This is a genomic window from Paraburkholderia sp. UCT31, from assembly GCF_014397655.1.
In the GTDB taxonomy this organism is placed as follows: Bacteria; Pseudomonadota; Gammaproteobacteria; order Burkholderiales; family Burkholderiaceae; genus Paraburkholderia; species Paraburkholderia tuberum.
The window spans coordinates 164553-179524 of sequence record NZ_VZQP01000011.1; the positions used below are offsets into that span (position 1 = coordinate 164553).

12 protein-coding genes are annotated in these 14972 nt (G+C 66.5%); 8 read left to right on the top strand and 4 right to left on the bottom strand.

Translation table 11 applies throughout. The features are described from left to right. Position 1: 1 nt before the first annotated feature. Both F6X40_RS12190 and F6X40_RS12195 read left to right on the top strand, forming a co-directional pair. Positions 2-385 (top strand): hypothetical protein, encoded by a 384-nt coding sequence (locus tag F6X40_RS12190; protein WP_187628020.1) that lies wholly within the window; start codon positions 2-4, stop codon positions 383-385. A 46-nt stretch (positions 386-431) separates the two neighbouring features. Continuing rightward, positions 432-881, top strand: a complete 450-nt coding sequence (locus tag F6X40_RS12195) for an NUDIX hydrolase (RefSeq protein WP_184047748.1) — start codon at positions 432-434, stop codon at positions 879-881. A gap of 16 nt (positions 882-897) precedes the next feature. Here F6X40_RS12195 and F6X40_RS12200 read toward each other — a convergent pair whose 3' ends face one another. Beyond that, the gene (locus tag F6X40_RS12200) at positions 898-1887 is read right to left on the bottom strand and encodes a transporter substrate-binding domain-containing protein (protein ID WP_410452410.1); all 990 of its coding nucleotides are present in this window, start codon (positions 1885-1887) and stop codon (positions 898-900) included. A gap of 105 nt (positions 1888-1992) precedes the next feature. Further along, positions 1993-3702: a glutamine--tRNA ligase/YqeY domain fusion protein gene (locus F6X40_RS12205; protein ID WP_187628021.1), complete on the bottom strand. Its 1710-nt coding sequence runs from the start codon at positions 3700-3702 to the stop codon at positions 1993-1995. A 350-nt stretch (positions 3703-4052) separates the two neighbouring features. On the opposite strand from F6X40_RS12205, the gene ggt reads away from it, so the two are divergent. Both ggt and F6X40_RS12215 read left to right on the top strand, forming a co-directional pair. Continuing rightward, positions 4053-5849, top strand: coding sequence for a gamma-glutamyltransferase (ggt, locus tag F6X40_RS12210; protein WP_187628022.1), 1797 nt, complete (start codon positions 4053-4055; stop codon positions 5847-5849). 55 nt (positions 5850-5904) lie between these two features. Next, positions 5905-6465: an RBBP9/YdeN family alpha/beta hydrolase gene (locus F6X40_RS12215; RefSeq protein WP_184061461.1), complete on the top strand. Its 561-nt coding sequence runs from the start codon at positions 5905-5907 to the stop codon at positions 6463-6465. Positions 6466-6483: 18 nt separating this feature from the next. Here the strand turns inward: F6X40_RS12215 and F6X40_RS12220 are convergent, their stop codons facing one another. Beyond that, positions 6484-7704, bottom strand: coding sequence for a CaiB/BaiF CoA transferase family protein (locus F6X40_RS12220; RefSeq protein ID WP_187628023.1), 1221 nt, complete (start codon positions 7702-7704; stop codon positions 6484-6486). 289 nt (positions 7705-7993) lie between these two features. On the opposite strand from F6X40_RS12220, the gene alaS reads away from it, so the two are divergent. After that, positions 7994-10630: an alanine--tRNA ligase gene (gene alaS / locus F6X40_RS12225; RefSeq protein ID WP_187628024.1), complete on the top strand. Its 2637-nt coding sequence runs from the start codon at positions 7994-7996 to the stop codon at positions 10628-10630. A 160-nt stretch (positions 10631-10790) separates the two neighbouring features. Here the strand turns inward: alaS and F6X40_RS12230 are convergent, their stop codons facing one another. Continuing rightward, positions 10791-11711, bottom strand: a complete 921-nt coding sequence (locus tag F6X40_RS12230; protein WP_184071704.1) for a LysR family transcriptional regulator — start codon at positions 11709-11711, stop codon at positions 10791-10793. A 101-nt stretch (positions 11712-11812) separates the two neighbouring features. Between F6X40_RS12230 and F6X40_RS12235 the strand changes: the two genes are divergently transcribed. From F6X40_RS12235 to F6X40_RS12245, 3 genes are all read left to right on the top strand, one after another. Then, positions 11813-13159 carry a YbfB/YjiJ family MFS transporter gene (locus tag F6X40_RS12235; RefSeq protein WP_187628025.1) on the top strand — a complete coding sequence of 449 codons (1347 nt, stop codon included), beginning with the start codon at positions 11813-11815 and terminating at the stop codon, positions 13157-13159. Positions 13160-13213: 54 nt separating this feature from the next. Next, positions 13214-14245 (top strand): threonine aldolase family protein, encoded by a 1032-nt coding sequence (locus F6X40_RS12240; protein ID WP_187628026.1) that lies wholly within the window; start codon positions 13214-13216, stop codon positions 14243-14245. Between the two features lie 126 nt (positions 14246-14371). After that, positions 14372-14902, top strand: a complete 531-nt coding sequence (locus F6X40_RS12245) for an NUDIX domain-containing protein (RefSeq protein ID WP_187628027.1) — start codon at positions 14372-14374, stop codon at positions 14900-14902. Positions 14903-14972 lie beyond the last annotated feature (70 nt).

The window sequence follows — 14972 nt, forward strand, 5'->3', positions numbered from 1 at the left end:
CGTGTCGACGCGAACCCGTGTGCTGTTCCACCTCAGTGCCGCGAGCCTCCTGCTCGGTGCGGCGATCGGCGCGCAAGCCGCGAACCTCGGCTTTCTGGGCGACACGCCGATCACCTATATGAGACAGCGTGACAACGACTCGATCAAGCATGCGGTCATGAGCGCGCTCAATGACAGGAAGGACGGCGAGAGCTTCACGTGGGTCAACGACGGCACCGGCAATAGCGTGAAGATCGACGCGACCATCTCGATGGACAGCACCTCGACCGACGGCGGACGCACCTGCCGCACCCTCGGGGTCGTACTCAATGCGAAAGGGCAATCGATGAACCTGCGTCCGAACTTCTGCAAGGAAGGTGGCGCCTGGCAGCTGCAGAAGCGTTGAGCATGCGTGAGCGCGGCGCGAGAGGTGCATGCAGTGAGGCTGCGCGATGAGCCCGCGAATCGTCTCGTGCGGGATCGTGCTGCTCGATCCCGACGGACGCGTGCTGCTCGCGCACGCCACCGAAACGACGCACTGGGACATCCCGAAAGGCCAGGGCGAGGCCGGCGAGGCGCCGCACGTGACGGCGCTGCGCGAGATGGTCGAGGAAACCGGCATCGCGCTCGAGGCCGATCGGCTGAAGGATCTCGGCCTGTTCGTCTACCGGCGCGACAAGGACCTGCATCTGTTCGCGGCGCGCGCGGGTGCCGGCGAGCTCGATCTGAGCACGTGCACCTGCACGTCGCTGTTTCCGCGCCGCTCGGACGGCACGCTGATCCCCGAAATGGATGATTACCGCTGGGCGTCGATCGAAGAGGTGCCGCGCTATGCGAGCCGTAGTCTGACGCGGCTCTTCGAGACGACGCTGTCGCTCACGGAGTTGCACCGGTCGCTATAGACGGCGCACGCCGCCTTCAATCGAGCGCGTGGTCGTTCGGATGCGCGAACAACGCGCGGTTCTGCTCCGACAGCGGGAAATTGACGTTGATGCCATGCGGCGGAATCGGCTGCGTGAACCACTGCCGATACAGACGCTCGGCGTCGCCGGACGTCTGCGAGCGCACGATCACGCGATTCACGAGCGCGCGGAACGGCTCGTCGCCCTTGCGGAACATGCACGCATAAACCTCGTAGCCAAGCGGCGTGCCCGTCACGATGAAATCGTCGGGATGCGGGTCGGTCGCCTTGAAACCGTAGACGATCGGCTCGTCCATCACGAACGCCACCGCGTGACCGTCCTTCATCGCGTTGAAGGCCTCCTGATGGTCGCGCACGCTCATGATGCGCATGTTCAGCTGCTTGTCGGTGTTGAGGCTGCGCAGCAGGCGCTCGTCGGACGTGCCCGCGGTCGTCACGACCGGCTTGCCGGCCAGATCGGGGAAATCGGTGATGCCGCTGTTCCTGCGCGTGATCATGCGCACCGCGTACTGGAAAAAGCTGTCTGAAAACGCGGCGACGTTTTCGCGCTCGACCGTGTGCGTGGTCGAGCCGCATTCGAGATCGATCTGGTTGTTCAGCAGCATCGGCGTGCGGTTCGACGACGTTACCGTGATTTCGTGAACCCGCAGTTGCGCCATGCCGAGCGTTTTCCTGATTTCATCGACGATCTGCATCGCGATCGCCTGCGAGTAGCCGACCGTGCGCTTGCCGTCGAAGTACGAGAACGGGATCGACGCCTCTCGCACGCCGATCGCGACGACGCCGTCGTCGTGGATCTTTCTCAGCGTGCCGGTCAGTTCATCCGCGCGGGCGGGACCGGTGAACGCGAGCACGCCGCAGGCGGCCAGCGTAAGCAGCACGCTGTGCATGCCGCGCAGCAGACGCGGGAAGCGTGAGCCGCACGCGCTCCGTGCGACGCGAACCCTGCTTTCAGACCCTTCCCCGTGGCGGTCTGCAACCTTCATCGGACCTCCCGGACCGGCGCGCTCAGGCGAGCGCGCAGTGAGTGTCGATCGAAACATCCGGCAACCCGGATGGGCCCGCAACGCCGGGCCCTCGCTGGCGCGGGCTCAGGCCGGCTTGCCCCAACTGTCGCGCAGACTGACGATGCGGTTGAATACGGGCTTACCCGGCTTCGAATCGACGCGGTCGGCGACGAAGTAGCCGTGGCGCTCGAACTGGTAGCGCTGCTCCGGCAGCGCATGGCGCGCGCCGGTTTCGAGGTAGGCCTGGACCACGCGTTTCGAGTCCGGATTCAGCGCTTCGAGGAAGTCGCGGCCGCCGGCGTCCGGTTGCGGTTCCTTGAACAGCCGGTCGTAGATGCGCACTTCGGCCGGGCACGCGGCCGCCGCGCTGACCCAGTGGATGTTGCCCTTGACCTTGTAATTGTTCGCGCCTTCGGTGCCCGATTTGCTGTCCGGGAAGTAGTTGCAGTGCACCGCGACGATATTGCCGTTCTCGTCCTTGTCCGCGTGCGTGCATTCGATCACGTAGCCGTAGCGCAGCCGCACCTTGTTGCCCGGGAACAGGCGGAAGTAGCCCTTCGGCGGCGTCTGCGTGAAGTCCTCGCGCTCGATCCACAGCTCGCGCGAAATCGGAAACTCGCGCAGGCCCTGTTCCGGATGATGCGGATGCACCGGTGCGTGGCACGGCTCGGTGAGGCGTTCGGGGAAGTTGTCGATGATCAGCTTGACCGGATCGAGCACGGCGGCGATGCGCGGCGCCTTCTCGTCGAGATCGTCGCGCAGCGCGCCTTCGAACACGCTCATGTCGATCCACGAGTCGACCTTGGTCACGCCGATGCGCTCGCAGAACAGCTGGATCGACTCGGGCGTGAAGCCACGCCGGCGCACGCCGACGATGGTCGGCATGCGTGGGTCGTCCCAGCCTTCCACATGGCCTTCGTTGACGAGTTGCAGCAGCTTGCGCTTGCTGGTGATCGCATAGGTCAGGTTCAGGCGCGAAAACTCGATTTGCTGCGGCAGCGGACGCCCGAAGACACCGGCCTCGGCGAGTTCGTTCAGGATCCAGTCGTACAGTGGGCGGTGATCTTCGAACTCGAGCGTGCACAGCGAATGCGTGATGTTTTCGAGCGCGTCCGAGATGCAGTGCGTGTAGTCGTACATCGGGTACACGCACCAGGTGTCGCCGGTACGGTAGTGATGCGCGAAGCGGATGCGGTAGATGACCGGGTCGCGCATGTTGAAGTTCGGCGACGACATGTCGATCTTCGCGCGCAGCACGTGCTCGCCTTCCTTGAACTCGCCCGCCTTCATGCGGCGGAACAGGTCGAGGTTTTCCGCGACCGAACGCTCGCGGAAGCGCGACGGCGTGCCGACTTCGGTGGCCGAGCCGCGGTTCGCGCGGATTTCCTCGGCCGACTGGCTATCCACGTAAGCCTTGCCGCGCTGGATCAGCAGCTCCGCGAACTCGTACAGCTTGTCGTAGTAGTCGCTCGCGAAGTACAGATGCTCGGTGCGGTCCTTTTCCCATTCGAAGCCGAGCCAGCGCACCGAGTCGATGATCGACTCGACGTACTCGACGCTTTCCTTCTCCGGATTGGTGTCGTCGAAGCGCAGATGGCACACGCCGCCGTAGCTGCGCGCGACGCCGAAGTTCAGGCAGATGCTCTTTGCGTGACCGATGTGCAGATAGCCGTTCGGCTCCGGCGGGAAGCGCGTTTCGACGCGCTGGCTCCATTTGCCGGTGCGGTTGTCGTCGTCGATGATGTTGCGGATGAAATTGGATGCCGCGGGCGCGTCGTTGCGTTCGATATTCATGCGAGAAGATGAGAGTCCGTGGGGGCGCGCAATGCGCCCGTGTAGCCGTCAATTCTACCTGACGAGCCCGTTCGCGGCAGGTGGTTGCGGCGCGCAGCCAACGGCGCAGTGGGTTTGGCGCGGCTGCCGGAGTCAGGGAAGCCGGCGCGCGGGGCTGTAACAGGAGGTAAAACGGGTTGGCGACGCGCGACGCGCCGACTTAGGATGCGCTGCTGCGCGCGGCCCGCGCGCCTGTGCTGGGCCTTCGCGCGGGGCGGGCTTGCCCGAGCCGTCCACGCTGTCCTTCATCTTCCTGCACGAGGCTCCGCTGCTCGTGCGCCATGCTCGCCTCGTTGCCGGAGTTTTCTCGGATGTCTGTCCCGACGCACGGCGCGTTTCGCGCGCCCTTTGCCCGCGCTTTGGCTAGCGCCCGATTTTCTTGCCGTAACCGTCGTGTGCTCGCTTCGGCCTGGTTTGCCGCGCTTGCCGTGAACGTGGCCGCGCCGCTGTCCGCCGCCGCGAAAACACCGGCGCCGAAGCCGGCGCTCGATGCGTCGGCAGTCGCCGCGCCGGATAGCTACAGCGCTGACACCGCGCAGCAGATCTTCGCCGCAGGCGGCAATGCGGTCGATGCCGCGGTTGCGATGGCCTTCACGCTCGCCGTCACGCGGCCCGATGCGGGCAACCTCGGCGGCGGCGGTTTCATGACGCTGCTGGTCGACGGCAAGCCGTATTTTCTCGACTATCGCGAGCGCGCGCCGCAGCAGGCGACCCGCGACATGTACCTCGACGACAAGGGCAACGTGGCGCCGGGCATGAGCACGGTCGGGCATCGCGCGGCGGCCGTGCCGGGCACTGTCGATGGCATGTGGGAAGCGCAGCGGCGCTTCGGCAAGCTCAAATGGAAGCAGGTGCTCGCGCCCGCGATCCATTACGCGACCGACGGCTTTCAGGTCGACCCGCGGCTGCAGCAGCGACGCGACGCGGCCGCCAGGAGTTTCGCCGGCAAAACCAATTTCGACGCCTACTTCGCGAACCTGAAGGCGGGCGCGATGCTGCGCCAACCGGAACTCGCGCAGACGCTGGGGCGGATCGCGAGCGACGGCGGCCGCGAGTTTTACGAGGGCCGCACCGCTCAAATGATCGCCGCGCAGATGTACGGCCACGGCCTGATCACGAGCCAGGATCTGAGCCAGTACAAGGCTCTGTGGCGCGAGCCGCTCGCGGCCGACTGGCACGGCTACCGCGTGATCACCGCGCCGCCGCCGAGCTCGGGCGGCCTCGGGCTGATCCAGATGCTGAAGATGCGGGCCGATCTGCAGCCGGCGTTCGACGGCCTTGCGTTGAATTCAGCGCCGTACATCCATCTGATCGCGCAGATCGAGGATCGCGTGTTCGCGGACCGGCAGCGCCATATCGGCGACCCGGACGCATCGCCGGTGCCGGTCGCGAAGCTGATCGACGACGCCTACCTCGCGCAGCGCGCGGCCGAAGTCAAAGCCGACGAAGCGCCGGCCGCCGCGACGGTGAAACCCGGTGTCGACGGCGGCGCGGCGACGGAGAAGGCGCAAACCACGCATTTCTCGGTGGTCGACAAATGGGGCAACGCGGTGTCGAACACCTACACGCTGAACGGCGATTTCGGCTCGGGCGTCGTGGTGGACGGCGGCGGGTTCCTGCTGAACGATGCGATGGACGATTTCGTGATCAAGCCAGCCGGCGCTGGCGCGACGGGCGCGGCGTCGACACCCGGCGCCGCCGATGCCGAGCCGGATGCGATCGCGCCGGGCCGCCGCCCGATTTCGTCGATGACGCCCACGCTGCTGCTGAAGGACGGCAAGATCGCGCTAGCGATCGGCACGCCCGGCGGCTCTCGCATCCTGACGACGATCTTCCAGGTGATGACGAATCTGTACGACTTCGACATGTCACCGACGGACGCGCTCGCCGCGATGCGTTTCCATCATCAGCTGCTGCCGCCAAAGACGATCTACTTCGAGCCGTACCGTCCCGCGCCGGATGAGCTTGCCACGCAATTGAAGGCGCTCGGCTTTACGGTCGAGCAGCAGGCGTTCAACGGCGACGTGCAGATGATCCGCGTGGACGGCACGACACCCGAGCCCGCGAGCGATCCCCGTGGTGGCGGCGTGGCACGCGTGATACGGTAGACGGCCCGCCGCGCTATCCCGCGAGCGGGCGATAAGCCGAACACGGGGAAGCACGATGAGCGAACACCAACCAACCACACTCGTTCTGCCGGGCTATCTGGACTCCGGCCCAGGCCACTGGCAAACGCGCTGGGAAGCGCTCGATCCCGCGGTCGTCCGCGTGCAGATGCCGGACTGGGACCACCCTTCACGCGACGCCTGGTGCCGTACGCTGGCCGCCGCGCTTGACGCCGTGGACGCGCCGGTCGTGTTCGCCGCTCACAGCCTCGGCTGTCTGACCACGGCGTTCTGGGCCTCGCAGTACGCAAGCGCGGCGCAGCTCGCGAAGGTGGCCGGCGCGCTGCTGGTCGCCGTGCCCGATCCGGACGAAGCGCACTTCCCGAGGGACGCGGGCGGCTTTGCGCCGGTGCCGCTCACCCGCCTGCCGTTTGCGACGATCGTGGTGGCGAGCAGCGACGATCCTTATGGCGGCGTGCCGTTTTCACAAACCTGCGCGAACGCGTGGGGCAGCCGCTGGATCGGGATCGGCGCGCGCGGCCACATCAACGCCGACAGCGGTCTCGACGATTGGGACGAGGGGCGGGGCTGGCTGGCTTCGCTAACGGCGATGCGCTGAGTCTCGCCGCCTTCTCGATCAGATCACCGCTTTGCGCTTCAACTCGGCAATCGTCTGCGCGTCGTATCCGAGCACGTCGCTCAGCACCCGCTCGGTATGCTCGCCGAGCAGCGGCGGATGGCTCAGCGCCTGCGGCGGCGTGCCGGTCATGGTGATCGGATTGCGCACGAGCTTGACCGTGCCGCCCGACGGATGCGGCAGATCGACCTGCAGACCGCGCGCGACCACCTGCTCGTTGTCGAACACTTCGTCGAGGTTGTTGATCGGTCCGCACGGCACGCCGGCCGCTTCGAGCGCCGCGATCCATTGCTGCTTGCCCTGCAGGCGGACCATGTCCGCGAGCATCGGCACGAGCAGTTCGCGATTGCGCACGCGCGCGGGGTTGGTTGCGAAACGCTCGTCGTCGGCGAGTTCCGGGCGGCCGCCCACTTCGACGAACTTGCGGAACTGTCCGTCATTGCCGACCGCGACGATGATCCAGCCGTCGCTGGTCTGGAAGGTCTGGTAGGGCACGATGTTCGGATGCGCATTGCCCCAGCGCGCCGGCGGCTGGCCGCTCGCGAGGTAGTTCGAGTTCATGTTGGCGAGCATCGCGACCTGCACGTCGAGCAGCGCCATGTCGATGTATTGGCCAGCGCCCGTGCGGTCGCGGTGCGTGAGCGCGGTCAGCACCGCGATCGTCGAGTACATGCCGGTCATCAGGTCGGCGATCGCGACGCCGGCCTTCTGCGGGCCGCCGCCCGGCTGACCGTCACGCTCGCCGGTGATGCTCATGAAGCCGCCGATCCCCTGCACGATGAAGTCGTAACCGGCGCGCTGCGCATACGGGCCGGTCTGCCCGAAGCCCGTGACCGAGCAGTAGATCAGGTCGGGCTTGACCTTTTTGAGCGAGTCATAGTCGAGGCCGTACTTCTTCAACTGGCCGACCTTGTAGTTCTCGAGCACGACGTCGCTTTGCGCGGCCAGTTCGCGCACGATCCGCTGACCCTCGGGCGACGCGATGTCGAGCGTGACCGAGCGCTTGTTGCGGTTCGCCGCGAGATAGTAGGCGGCCTCGCGCGTGTCCGCGCCGTCCGGCGTTTTCAGATAGGGAGGCCCCCAGTGGCGGGTGTCGTCGCCGACCTCGGGGCGTTCGATCTTGATGACGTCGGCGCCGAAATCGGCGAGCGTCTGCGCGCACCATGGACCGGCGAGCACGCGGGTGAGATCCAGCACGCGGATGTGACTGAGAGCGCCCATGTTCCTGAATGTCTCCTGATGGTTGCAGGCCGCGCGGCGAGCTGCCATGCGTTATTTCGCGCGTAGTTTCGCGGAAGTCATCTTAAGCGATTCGCGCTCGCGGGCGCAGTCAGCCGAACGTCATGGCGCGGATCGGACGATCGGACAAGCGAGCGCCAACCAGGCGGCGCGCAGTGCCGCGCGCGCTTGCCGATCCCGTATAATCAGTCGTTTAAAGAAACAGAAAGTTGGCGCATCCCACCGACCGCCAGTCTCCGTCAGGAACCGTCAGGACCGTCCCCCGCCCGCTATGAAAGCCGCTGAAATCCGCGAGAAATTCCTCAAGTTCTTCGAATCGAAGGGCCATACGATCGTCCGTTCGTCGAGCCTCGTGCCCGGCAACGACCCGACACTGCTCTTCACCAATTCGGGGATGGTGCAGTTCAAAGATGTGTTCCTCGGCGCGGAATCGCGTCCGTATTCGCGGGCCACGACAGCGCAGCGCAGCGTGCGCGCCGGCGGCAAGCACAACGACCTCGAGAACGTCGGCTACACCGCGCGTCACCACACGTTCTTCGAGATGCTCGGCAACTTCTCGTTCGGCGACTACTTCAAGCGCGACGCGATCCACTACGCGTGGGAACTGCTGACCGGTGTCTACCAGCTGCCCAAAGACAAGCTCTGGGTCACCGTCTACCAGGAAGACGACGAAGCGCACGACATCTGGGCGAAGGAAGTGGGCGTGCCGGTCGAGCGCATCGTCCGCATCGGCGACAACAAGGGCGCGCGCTACGCATCGGACAACTTCTGGCAGATGGCCGACACCGGCCCGTGCGGCCCGTGCTCGGAAATCTTCTACGACCACGGCCCGGACGTGTGGGGCGGGCCGCCGGGATCGCCCGAGGAAGACGGCGACCGCTACATCGAAATCTGGAACCTCGTGTTCATGCAGTTCAACCGCGACGCGCAGGGCAACATGACGCCGCTGCCGAAGCAATGCGTGGACACCGGCATGGGCCTCGAGCGCATCGCCGCGGTGCTGCAGCACGTGCACAGCAACTACGAGATCGACCTGTTCCAGGCGCTCATTCAAGCCGCTGGCCGCGAAACCGGCGTGACCGATCTGGGCAACAACTCGCTGAAGGTGATCGCCGATCACATCCGCGCGTGCTCGTTCCTGATCGTCGACGGCGTGATTCCGGGCAACGAAGGCCGCGGCTACGTGCTGCGCCGTATCGTGCGCCGCGCGATCCGCCACGGCTACAAGCTCGGCAAGAAGGGTTCGTTCTTCCATCGCCTCGTCGCCGACCTCGTCGCGCAGATGGGCGACGCTTACCCTGAACTGAAGCAGGCCGAGCAGCGCGTGACCGACGTGCTGCGTCAGGAAGAAGAGCGCTTCTTCGAGACGATCGAGCACGGCATGTCGATTCTCGAGGCCGCATTGGCCGATCTCGACGCCGCAGGTGGCAAAACCAGCGGCAAGACGCTCGACGGCGAACTCGCGTTCAAGCTGCACGACACCTACGGCTTCCCGCTCGACCTGACCGCGGACGTCTGCCGCGAGCGCGAAGTGACGGTCGACGAATCCGCGTTCGACGACGCGATGGCGCGTCAGCGCGAGCAGGCTCGCGCGGCGGGCAAGTTCAAGATGGCGCAGGGCCTCGAATACTCGGGCGCGAAGACCACCTTCCACGGCTACGAAGAAATCGTCTTCGACGACGCAAAGGTCGTCGCGCTGTACGTCGATGGCGCGTCGGTGCAGCAGGCGCAGGCCGGCCAGCAGGCGGTCGTCGTGCTCGATCACACGCCGTTCTACGCCGAGTCGGGCGGCCAGGTCGGCGACCAGGGCGTGCTCGCGAACGCCAGCACGCGCTTTGCGGTCGTCGATACGCTGAAGGTTCAGGCCGACGTGGTCGGCCACCACGGCACGCTCGAGCAGGGCACGCTGAAGCTCGGCGACATCGTCAAGGCCGAAATCGACGCGGTGCGCCGCGCCCGCACGGCGCGCAACCACTCGGCCACGCACCTGATGCACAAGGCGTTGCGCGAAGTGCTCGGTTCGCACGTGCAGCAGAAGGGCTCGCTCGTCGACGCCGACAAGACCCGCTTCGACTTCGCCCACAACGCGCCGATGACGGACGAGCAGATCCGCCGCGTCGAGGAAATCGTCAACGCCGAAGTGCTGGCGAACGCGCCCGGCATCGTGCGTGTGATGTCGTACGACGAGGCGGTGAAGGGCGGCGCAATGGCGCTGTTCGGCGAAAAGTACGGCGACGAAGTGCGCGTGCTCGACCTCGGCTTCTCGCGTGAGCTGTGCGGCGGTACGCACGTGAATCGCTCGGGCGACATCGGTTTCTTCAAGATCGTGATGGAAGGTGGCGTCGCGGCCGGTATCCGTCGCGTCGAGGCGATCACGGGCGACAACGCGGTGCGCTACGTGCAGGAGCTCGAAGCGCGCGTCAACGCGGCCGCGGCCGCGCTGAAGGCACAACCGGCGGAACTCACGCAGCGCATCGGCCAGGTGCAAGACCAGGTGAAGGCGCTCGAGAAGGAACTGGGCGCGCTGAAGTCGAAGATGGCGTCGAGCCAGGGCGACGAACTCGCGGGCCAGGCGATCGAAATCGGCGGCGTGCATGTGCTCGCGGCGACGCTCGAAGGCGCGGACGTGAAGACGCTGCGCGAAACGGTCGACAAGCTCAAGGACAAGCTGAAGAGCGCGGCGATCGTGCTCGCGTCGGTGGAAGGCGGCAAGGTCAGCCTGATCGCGGGTGTGACCGCCGACGCCAGCAAGAAGGTCAAGGCGGGCGAACTGGTCAACTTCGTGGCCCAGCAGGTGGGCGGCAAGGGCGGCGGCCGTCCGGACATGGCGCAGGCCGGCGGTACCGAGCCGGCCAACCTGCCGGCGGCGCTCGCGGGCGTCAAGGGCTGGGTCGAAGGGCAGCTTTGATTCTGATGGTCGGTTGAGTCCGGCTCGACGCGAAGTCGAGCCGGGTTCGACGAAGGGGCCACGCGGTGCGCCAGCAGGATCGGCGCGTTGCGTGGTCCCTTCGCTTTTGCTGAAGCCGACCGGGTTGCGTCGAACCTGGTTGCCGGGGCGGATTCAACGATCAGACCACATTCGCATCCGCGGACGCCACCGCATCCACCTCGGCCGCCCCTTCCTGCGACGCCACCAGCGTGCGTCGCAACGCATTGAGCGCCGACGAAAAATGCCCGCGTCGCCACACCAGCAGCGTATCGATCATGCCGATATCGGGCAATTCGTGCACCGCGATATTGCTCGTGTCGGTCGCCAGATCGAGCACCGAGCGCGGTGCGACCGCGACGCCCGCGCCGGCCGCCACGCACGCGACGATCGCGTGATACGAGCCGAGCTCCAGCACCCGTTGCGGCCGCGTGCCGTGCTCCAGATACCACTTCTCGATATACGCGCGATACGCGCAGCCCCGCTCGAACGCGATCAGCGTCGATAGCGCGATGTCGCGCACTTCGCGGATCGGCCGATGACCACGCGGCGTCAGCATCACGAGTTCCTCGCGGAAGATCGGCACGGTCTCGAACAGATCGCCGAGCGTGGCCGGATCGAGCGGCGTCGCGACCAGCGCCGCATCGACCTCGAACTCGCGCACCCGCTCGATCAGCCTGCCGGTCGTACCGGTCTCCAGTTCCAGTTCGACGGCCGGCCATTGCTGGTGATATTGCGCGAGCAGGCCCGGCAGACGCGTCGCCGCGACGCTTTCCATCGTGCCGAGACGCAGACGCCCGCTCGGACGATCCTCGCGCACCGCGTGCCGCGCCTCGTCGGCGAGCGCGAGCAGCCGTTCCGCGTAGGGCAGCAGCGTCTCGCCGGCCGGCGTCAGCACGAGGCGGCGGCCGTCGCGGATGAACAGCTCGGTGCCGAGCTGCTCCTCGAGCTGCTTGATGCGCGTGGTCACGTTCGATTGCACGCGATTGAGCTTCGCCGCGGCGCGCGTCACGCCGTTTTCGCGCACGACCGCGCGAAAAATGGTCAGAGCGGCCAGATCCATGATTCTCTCCTGGCGATGAATAACATTCTAATTATTCATTTTTCGTGATTCAAAGGTCAAGCTAGTATGGATTCATACCATCGCCGTTTGACCGTCCGATCATGAACGATCTCGCTTCCCACGCGCACTCGCGCTTCCACGAGCCGCACGCCGCCCGGCGCGCGGCGCTCGCCTGCATGGTCACGCTGGCCGTCGCGCTCGGTATCGGGCGCTTCGCATTCACGCCGCTGCTGCCGCTGATGCTGCACGGCGCCGCGCTCGGCCAGCCGCAGATCGATATCCAGCATGGCGGCTGGCTCGCGTCGTTCAATTACGCCGGCTATTTCGCCGGCGCGATGACGTGCGCGGCGCTGCGGGTCGAGCCCGCGCGCATGGTGCGCGTCGGACTCGCCGCGACCGTGCTGCTGACGCTCGCGATGGGCGTCACCGGCCAGTTCTGGGCGTGGGCGCTGGTGCGCTTCGTCGCCGGCGCGGTCAGCGCATGGACCTTCGTGTTCGCGTCGCAGTGGGGCTTGCGGCGGCTCGCCGAACTCGGCGCGCAGGCGTGGAGCGGCGTCATCTATACGGGGCCGGGCGTGGGCATCGTCGGCACCGGCTTGCTGGTCAGCGTCGCGGGTGGCTATGGCGCGGTGGTCGGATGGATCGGCTTTGCGGTGATCGGCGCGGTGCTGTCGGTGCTGGTGTGGCCGGTGTTTGGCGAAGCGCAGCGTGCGGGAACAGCGAAGCCTGCCGCTGCAAGCTCCGCAACCGCAAAGCCCGCCACCGGATCGCGCGCCAGCGCAAACCAGCCGCCTCGTACGGCCGGCATTCAGACGAGTCATGCCGTCCACCGCACCGACGCGTTCTGGCTGGTTCTGCTCTACGGTATCCCGGGCTTCGGCTACATCATCACCGCGACCTTTTTGCCGGTCATCGCGCGCCACGCGTTGCCGGGCTCGGCGTGGCCGGACCTGTTCTGGCCGATGTTCGGTGCGGCGCTGATCGTCGGCGCGCTGCTCGCCGCGCGTTTGCCCGTGCATTGGGACAACCGCGCGCTGCTCGCGGGCTCGTATGTGCTGCAGGCGCTCGGCATCGCGCTGGGCATCGTATGGCCGACGGCGGGCGGGTTCTCGCTCGGCAGCATCCTGATCGGCCTGCCGTTCACCGCGATCACGCTGTTCGCGATGCGCGAGGCGCGGCGTCTGCGCGGCGACGACGCGGCCGGGCTGATGGGTTATGCGACGGCGGCCTATGGCATCGGTCAGATCGCGGGTCCGTTGGTGGCCGCGCCGATTGCCGCGCACACGGGGTCGTTTTCGCTGGCGCTGTGGCTCGCCGCGGGCGCGCTGCTGGCGGGGGCAGCGGGACTGATCGCAGTGACGCGCGTGCCGCGTGGCCCGCGCCGTGGCCGCATGCCGGATTGCGGTTGCAGCCAAGACGCGAAAACAAATCTCGCACGGGCGCACTAAAATGACCGCTTTCCGTCATTCCCTCGCGCCTGTCGCCGGGCGCGTCGCTCGACCATGCAACATTTCGCGTCCGACAACTACGCCGGCATCTGTCCCGAAGCGCTCGACGCGCTGATCGCCGCCAACAACAGCGGCCACGAGCCGGCCTACGGCGACGACTCCTGGACCAACCAGGTCTGCGACCGTCTGCGCGACCTGTTTCAGACCGATTGCGAAGTGTTCTTCGTGTTCAACGGCACGGCGGCCAATTCGCTCGCGCTCGCGTCGCTGTGCCAGTCGTACCACTCGGTGATTTGCCACGAACTCGCGCACATCGAGACCGACGAATGCGGCGGCCCCGAGTTCTTCTCGGGCGGCTCGAAACTGCTCACGGCGCCGGGCATCGCCGGCAAGCTCACGCCCGATGCGATCGAGTCCATCATCACGCGGCGCGCCGATATCCACTATCCGAAGCCCAAGATCGTCACGCTGACGCAGTCGACCGAGGTCGGCACCGTCTACAGCGTCGAGGAAGTGCGCGCCATCGCGGCGATCGCGAAGCGTCGTCATCTGAAGGTGCACATGGACGGCGCGCGCTTCGCGAACGCGGTCGCCGCGCTCGACGTGCATCCGTCGGAAATCACATGGCGCGCGGGCGTCGACGTGCTGTGTTTCGGCGGCACCAAGAACGGCTTGCCGGTCGGCGAGGCGGTGGTGTTCTTCGACCGCGCGCTCGCCGACGATTTCGCCTATCGGTTGAAGCAGGCGGGACAGCTCGCATCGAAGATGCGCTTCATCTCCGCGCCGTGGCTCGGCCTGCTCGACAACGACGTATGGCTGCGCAATGCGCGTCACGCGAACGCGATGGCGCGTCTGCTGGAGACGCGGTTGCAGGAAATCCCCGGCGTGAGCATCATGTTTGCGAGCGAATCGAACGCGGTGTTCGCGCAGTTGCCGCCGCATGCCGCGAAGGCGATGCGCGCGCGCGGCTGGAAGTTCTACGAGTTCATCGGCGCCGGCGGTTGCCGGCTGATGTGCGCGTGGGACACGCAGCCCGACACGGTCGAGCGTTTCGCCGCCGACGTGCGTGAGCTGTGCGTCGCGTGATGGAAGACGCGTGAGGTTGCTGGAACCCGAGTTACCACCGGCGCCTCGATGCACCACTCGGCACACGCGCAAAGCCACCCAACTACGCCCCGCCAGAAAACACGAAACAAAGAGACGTCCCCCGCCATGACCGAGTACCGATTCTGTCCCCGCTGCGCGAAGCCCCTGACCGAACGCGCCGACCCCGACCACGAGGGCGGCCGCGTCCGTCAGAGCTGTCCCGATATCGAGTGCGGCTACGTCCATTGGAATAACCCGCTGCCGGTCGTCGCGGCGATCGTCGAGTACGAGGGCAAGATCCTGCTCGCGCGCAATGCCGCGTGGCCCGAGGGCATGTTCGCGCTGATCACCGGCTTCCTCGAAAACGGCGAGACGCCGGAGCAGGGCATCGCGCGCGAAGTGATGGAGGAGACGTCGCTGCACGCCGGGTCGGTCGAGCTGATCGGCGTATACGAATTCATCCGCAAGAACGAGCTGATCATCGCGTATCACGTGAAGGCGCCTGGGACGATCGCGCTGTCGCCCGAACTGCTCGAATACCGGCTCGTCGAACCCGCGAAGCTGCGGCCGTGGCGCGCGGGCACCGGCCAGGCGCTCGGCGAATGGATGCGGCGACGCGGGTTGCCGTTCGAATTCGTCGAGCGGCCGGGGCAGTGAGGCGTTCGGCCCATCGAGCCGCAACGTTGGCCAGCACACAGACGACGCAGAAATCACAGCCACCATGGAG

What these genes read in the sequence shown, in the direction of transcription:
- F6X40_RS12240 (WP_187628026.1), top strand. Translation starts at nt 13,214, where the DNA reads ATGCAACATTTCGCGTCCGACAACTACGCCGGCATCTGTCCCGAAGCG.
- F6X40_RS12235 (WP_187628025.1), top strand. Translation starts at nt 11,813, where the DNA reads ATGAACGATCTCGCTTCCCACGCGCACTCGCGCTTCCACGAGCCGCAC.
- F6X40_RS12200 (WP_410452410.1), bottom strand. Translation starts at nt 1,887, where the DNA reads ATGAAGGTTGCAGACCGCCACGGGGAAGGGTCTGAAAGCAGGGTTCGC.
- F6X40_RS12220 (WP_187628023.1), bottom strand. Translation starts at nt 7,704, where the DNA reads ATGGGCGCTCTCAGTCACATCCGCGTGCTGGATCTCACCCGCGTGCTC.
- F6X40_RS12230 (WP_184071704.1), bottom strand. Translation starts at nt 11,711, where the DNA reads ATGGATCTGGCCGCTCTGACCATTTTTCGCGCGGTCGTGCGCGAAAAC.
- ggt (WP_187628022.1), top strand. Translation starts at nt 4,053, where the DNA reads ATGTCTGTCCCGACGCACGGCGCGTTTCGCGCGCCCTTTGCCCGCGCT.
- F6X40_RS12195 (WP_184047748.1), top strand. Translation starts at nt 432, where the DNA reads ATGAGCCCGCGAATCGTCTCGTGCGGGATCGTGCTGCTCGATCCCGAC.
- F6X40_RS12245 (WP_187628027.1), top strand. Translation starts at nt 14,372, where the DNA reads ATGACCGAGTACCGATTCTGTCCCCGCTGCGCGAAGCCCCTGACCGAA.
- F6X40_RS12215 (WP_184061461.1), top strand. Translation starts at nt 5,905, where the DNA reads ATGAGCGAACACCAACCAACCACACTCGTTCTGCCGGGCTATCTGGAC.
- alaS (WP_187628024.1), top strand. Translation starts at nt 7,994, where the DNA reads ATGAAAGCCGCTGAAATCCGCGAGAAATTCCTCAAGTTCTTCGAATCG.
- F6X40_RS12205 (WP_187628021.1), bottom strand. Translation starts at nt 3,702, where the DNA reads ATGAATATCGAACGCAACGACGCGCCCGCGGCATCCAATTTCATCCGC.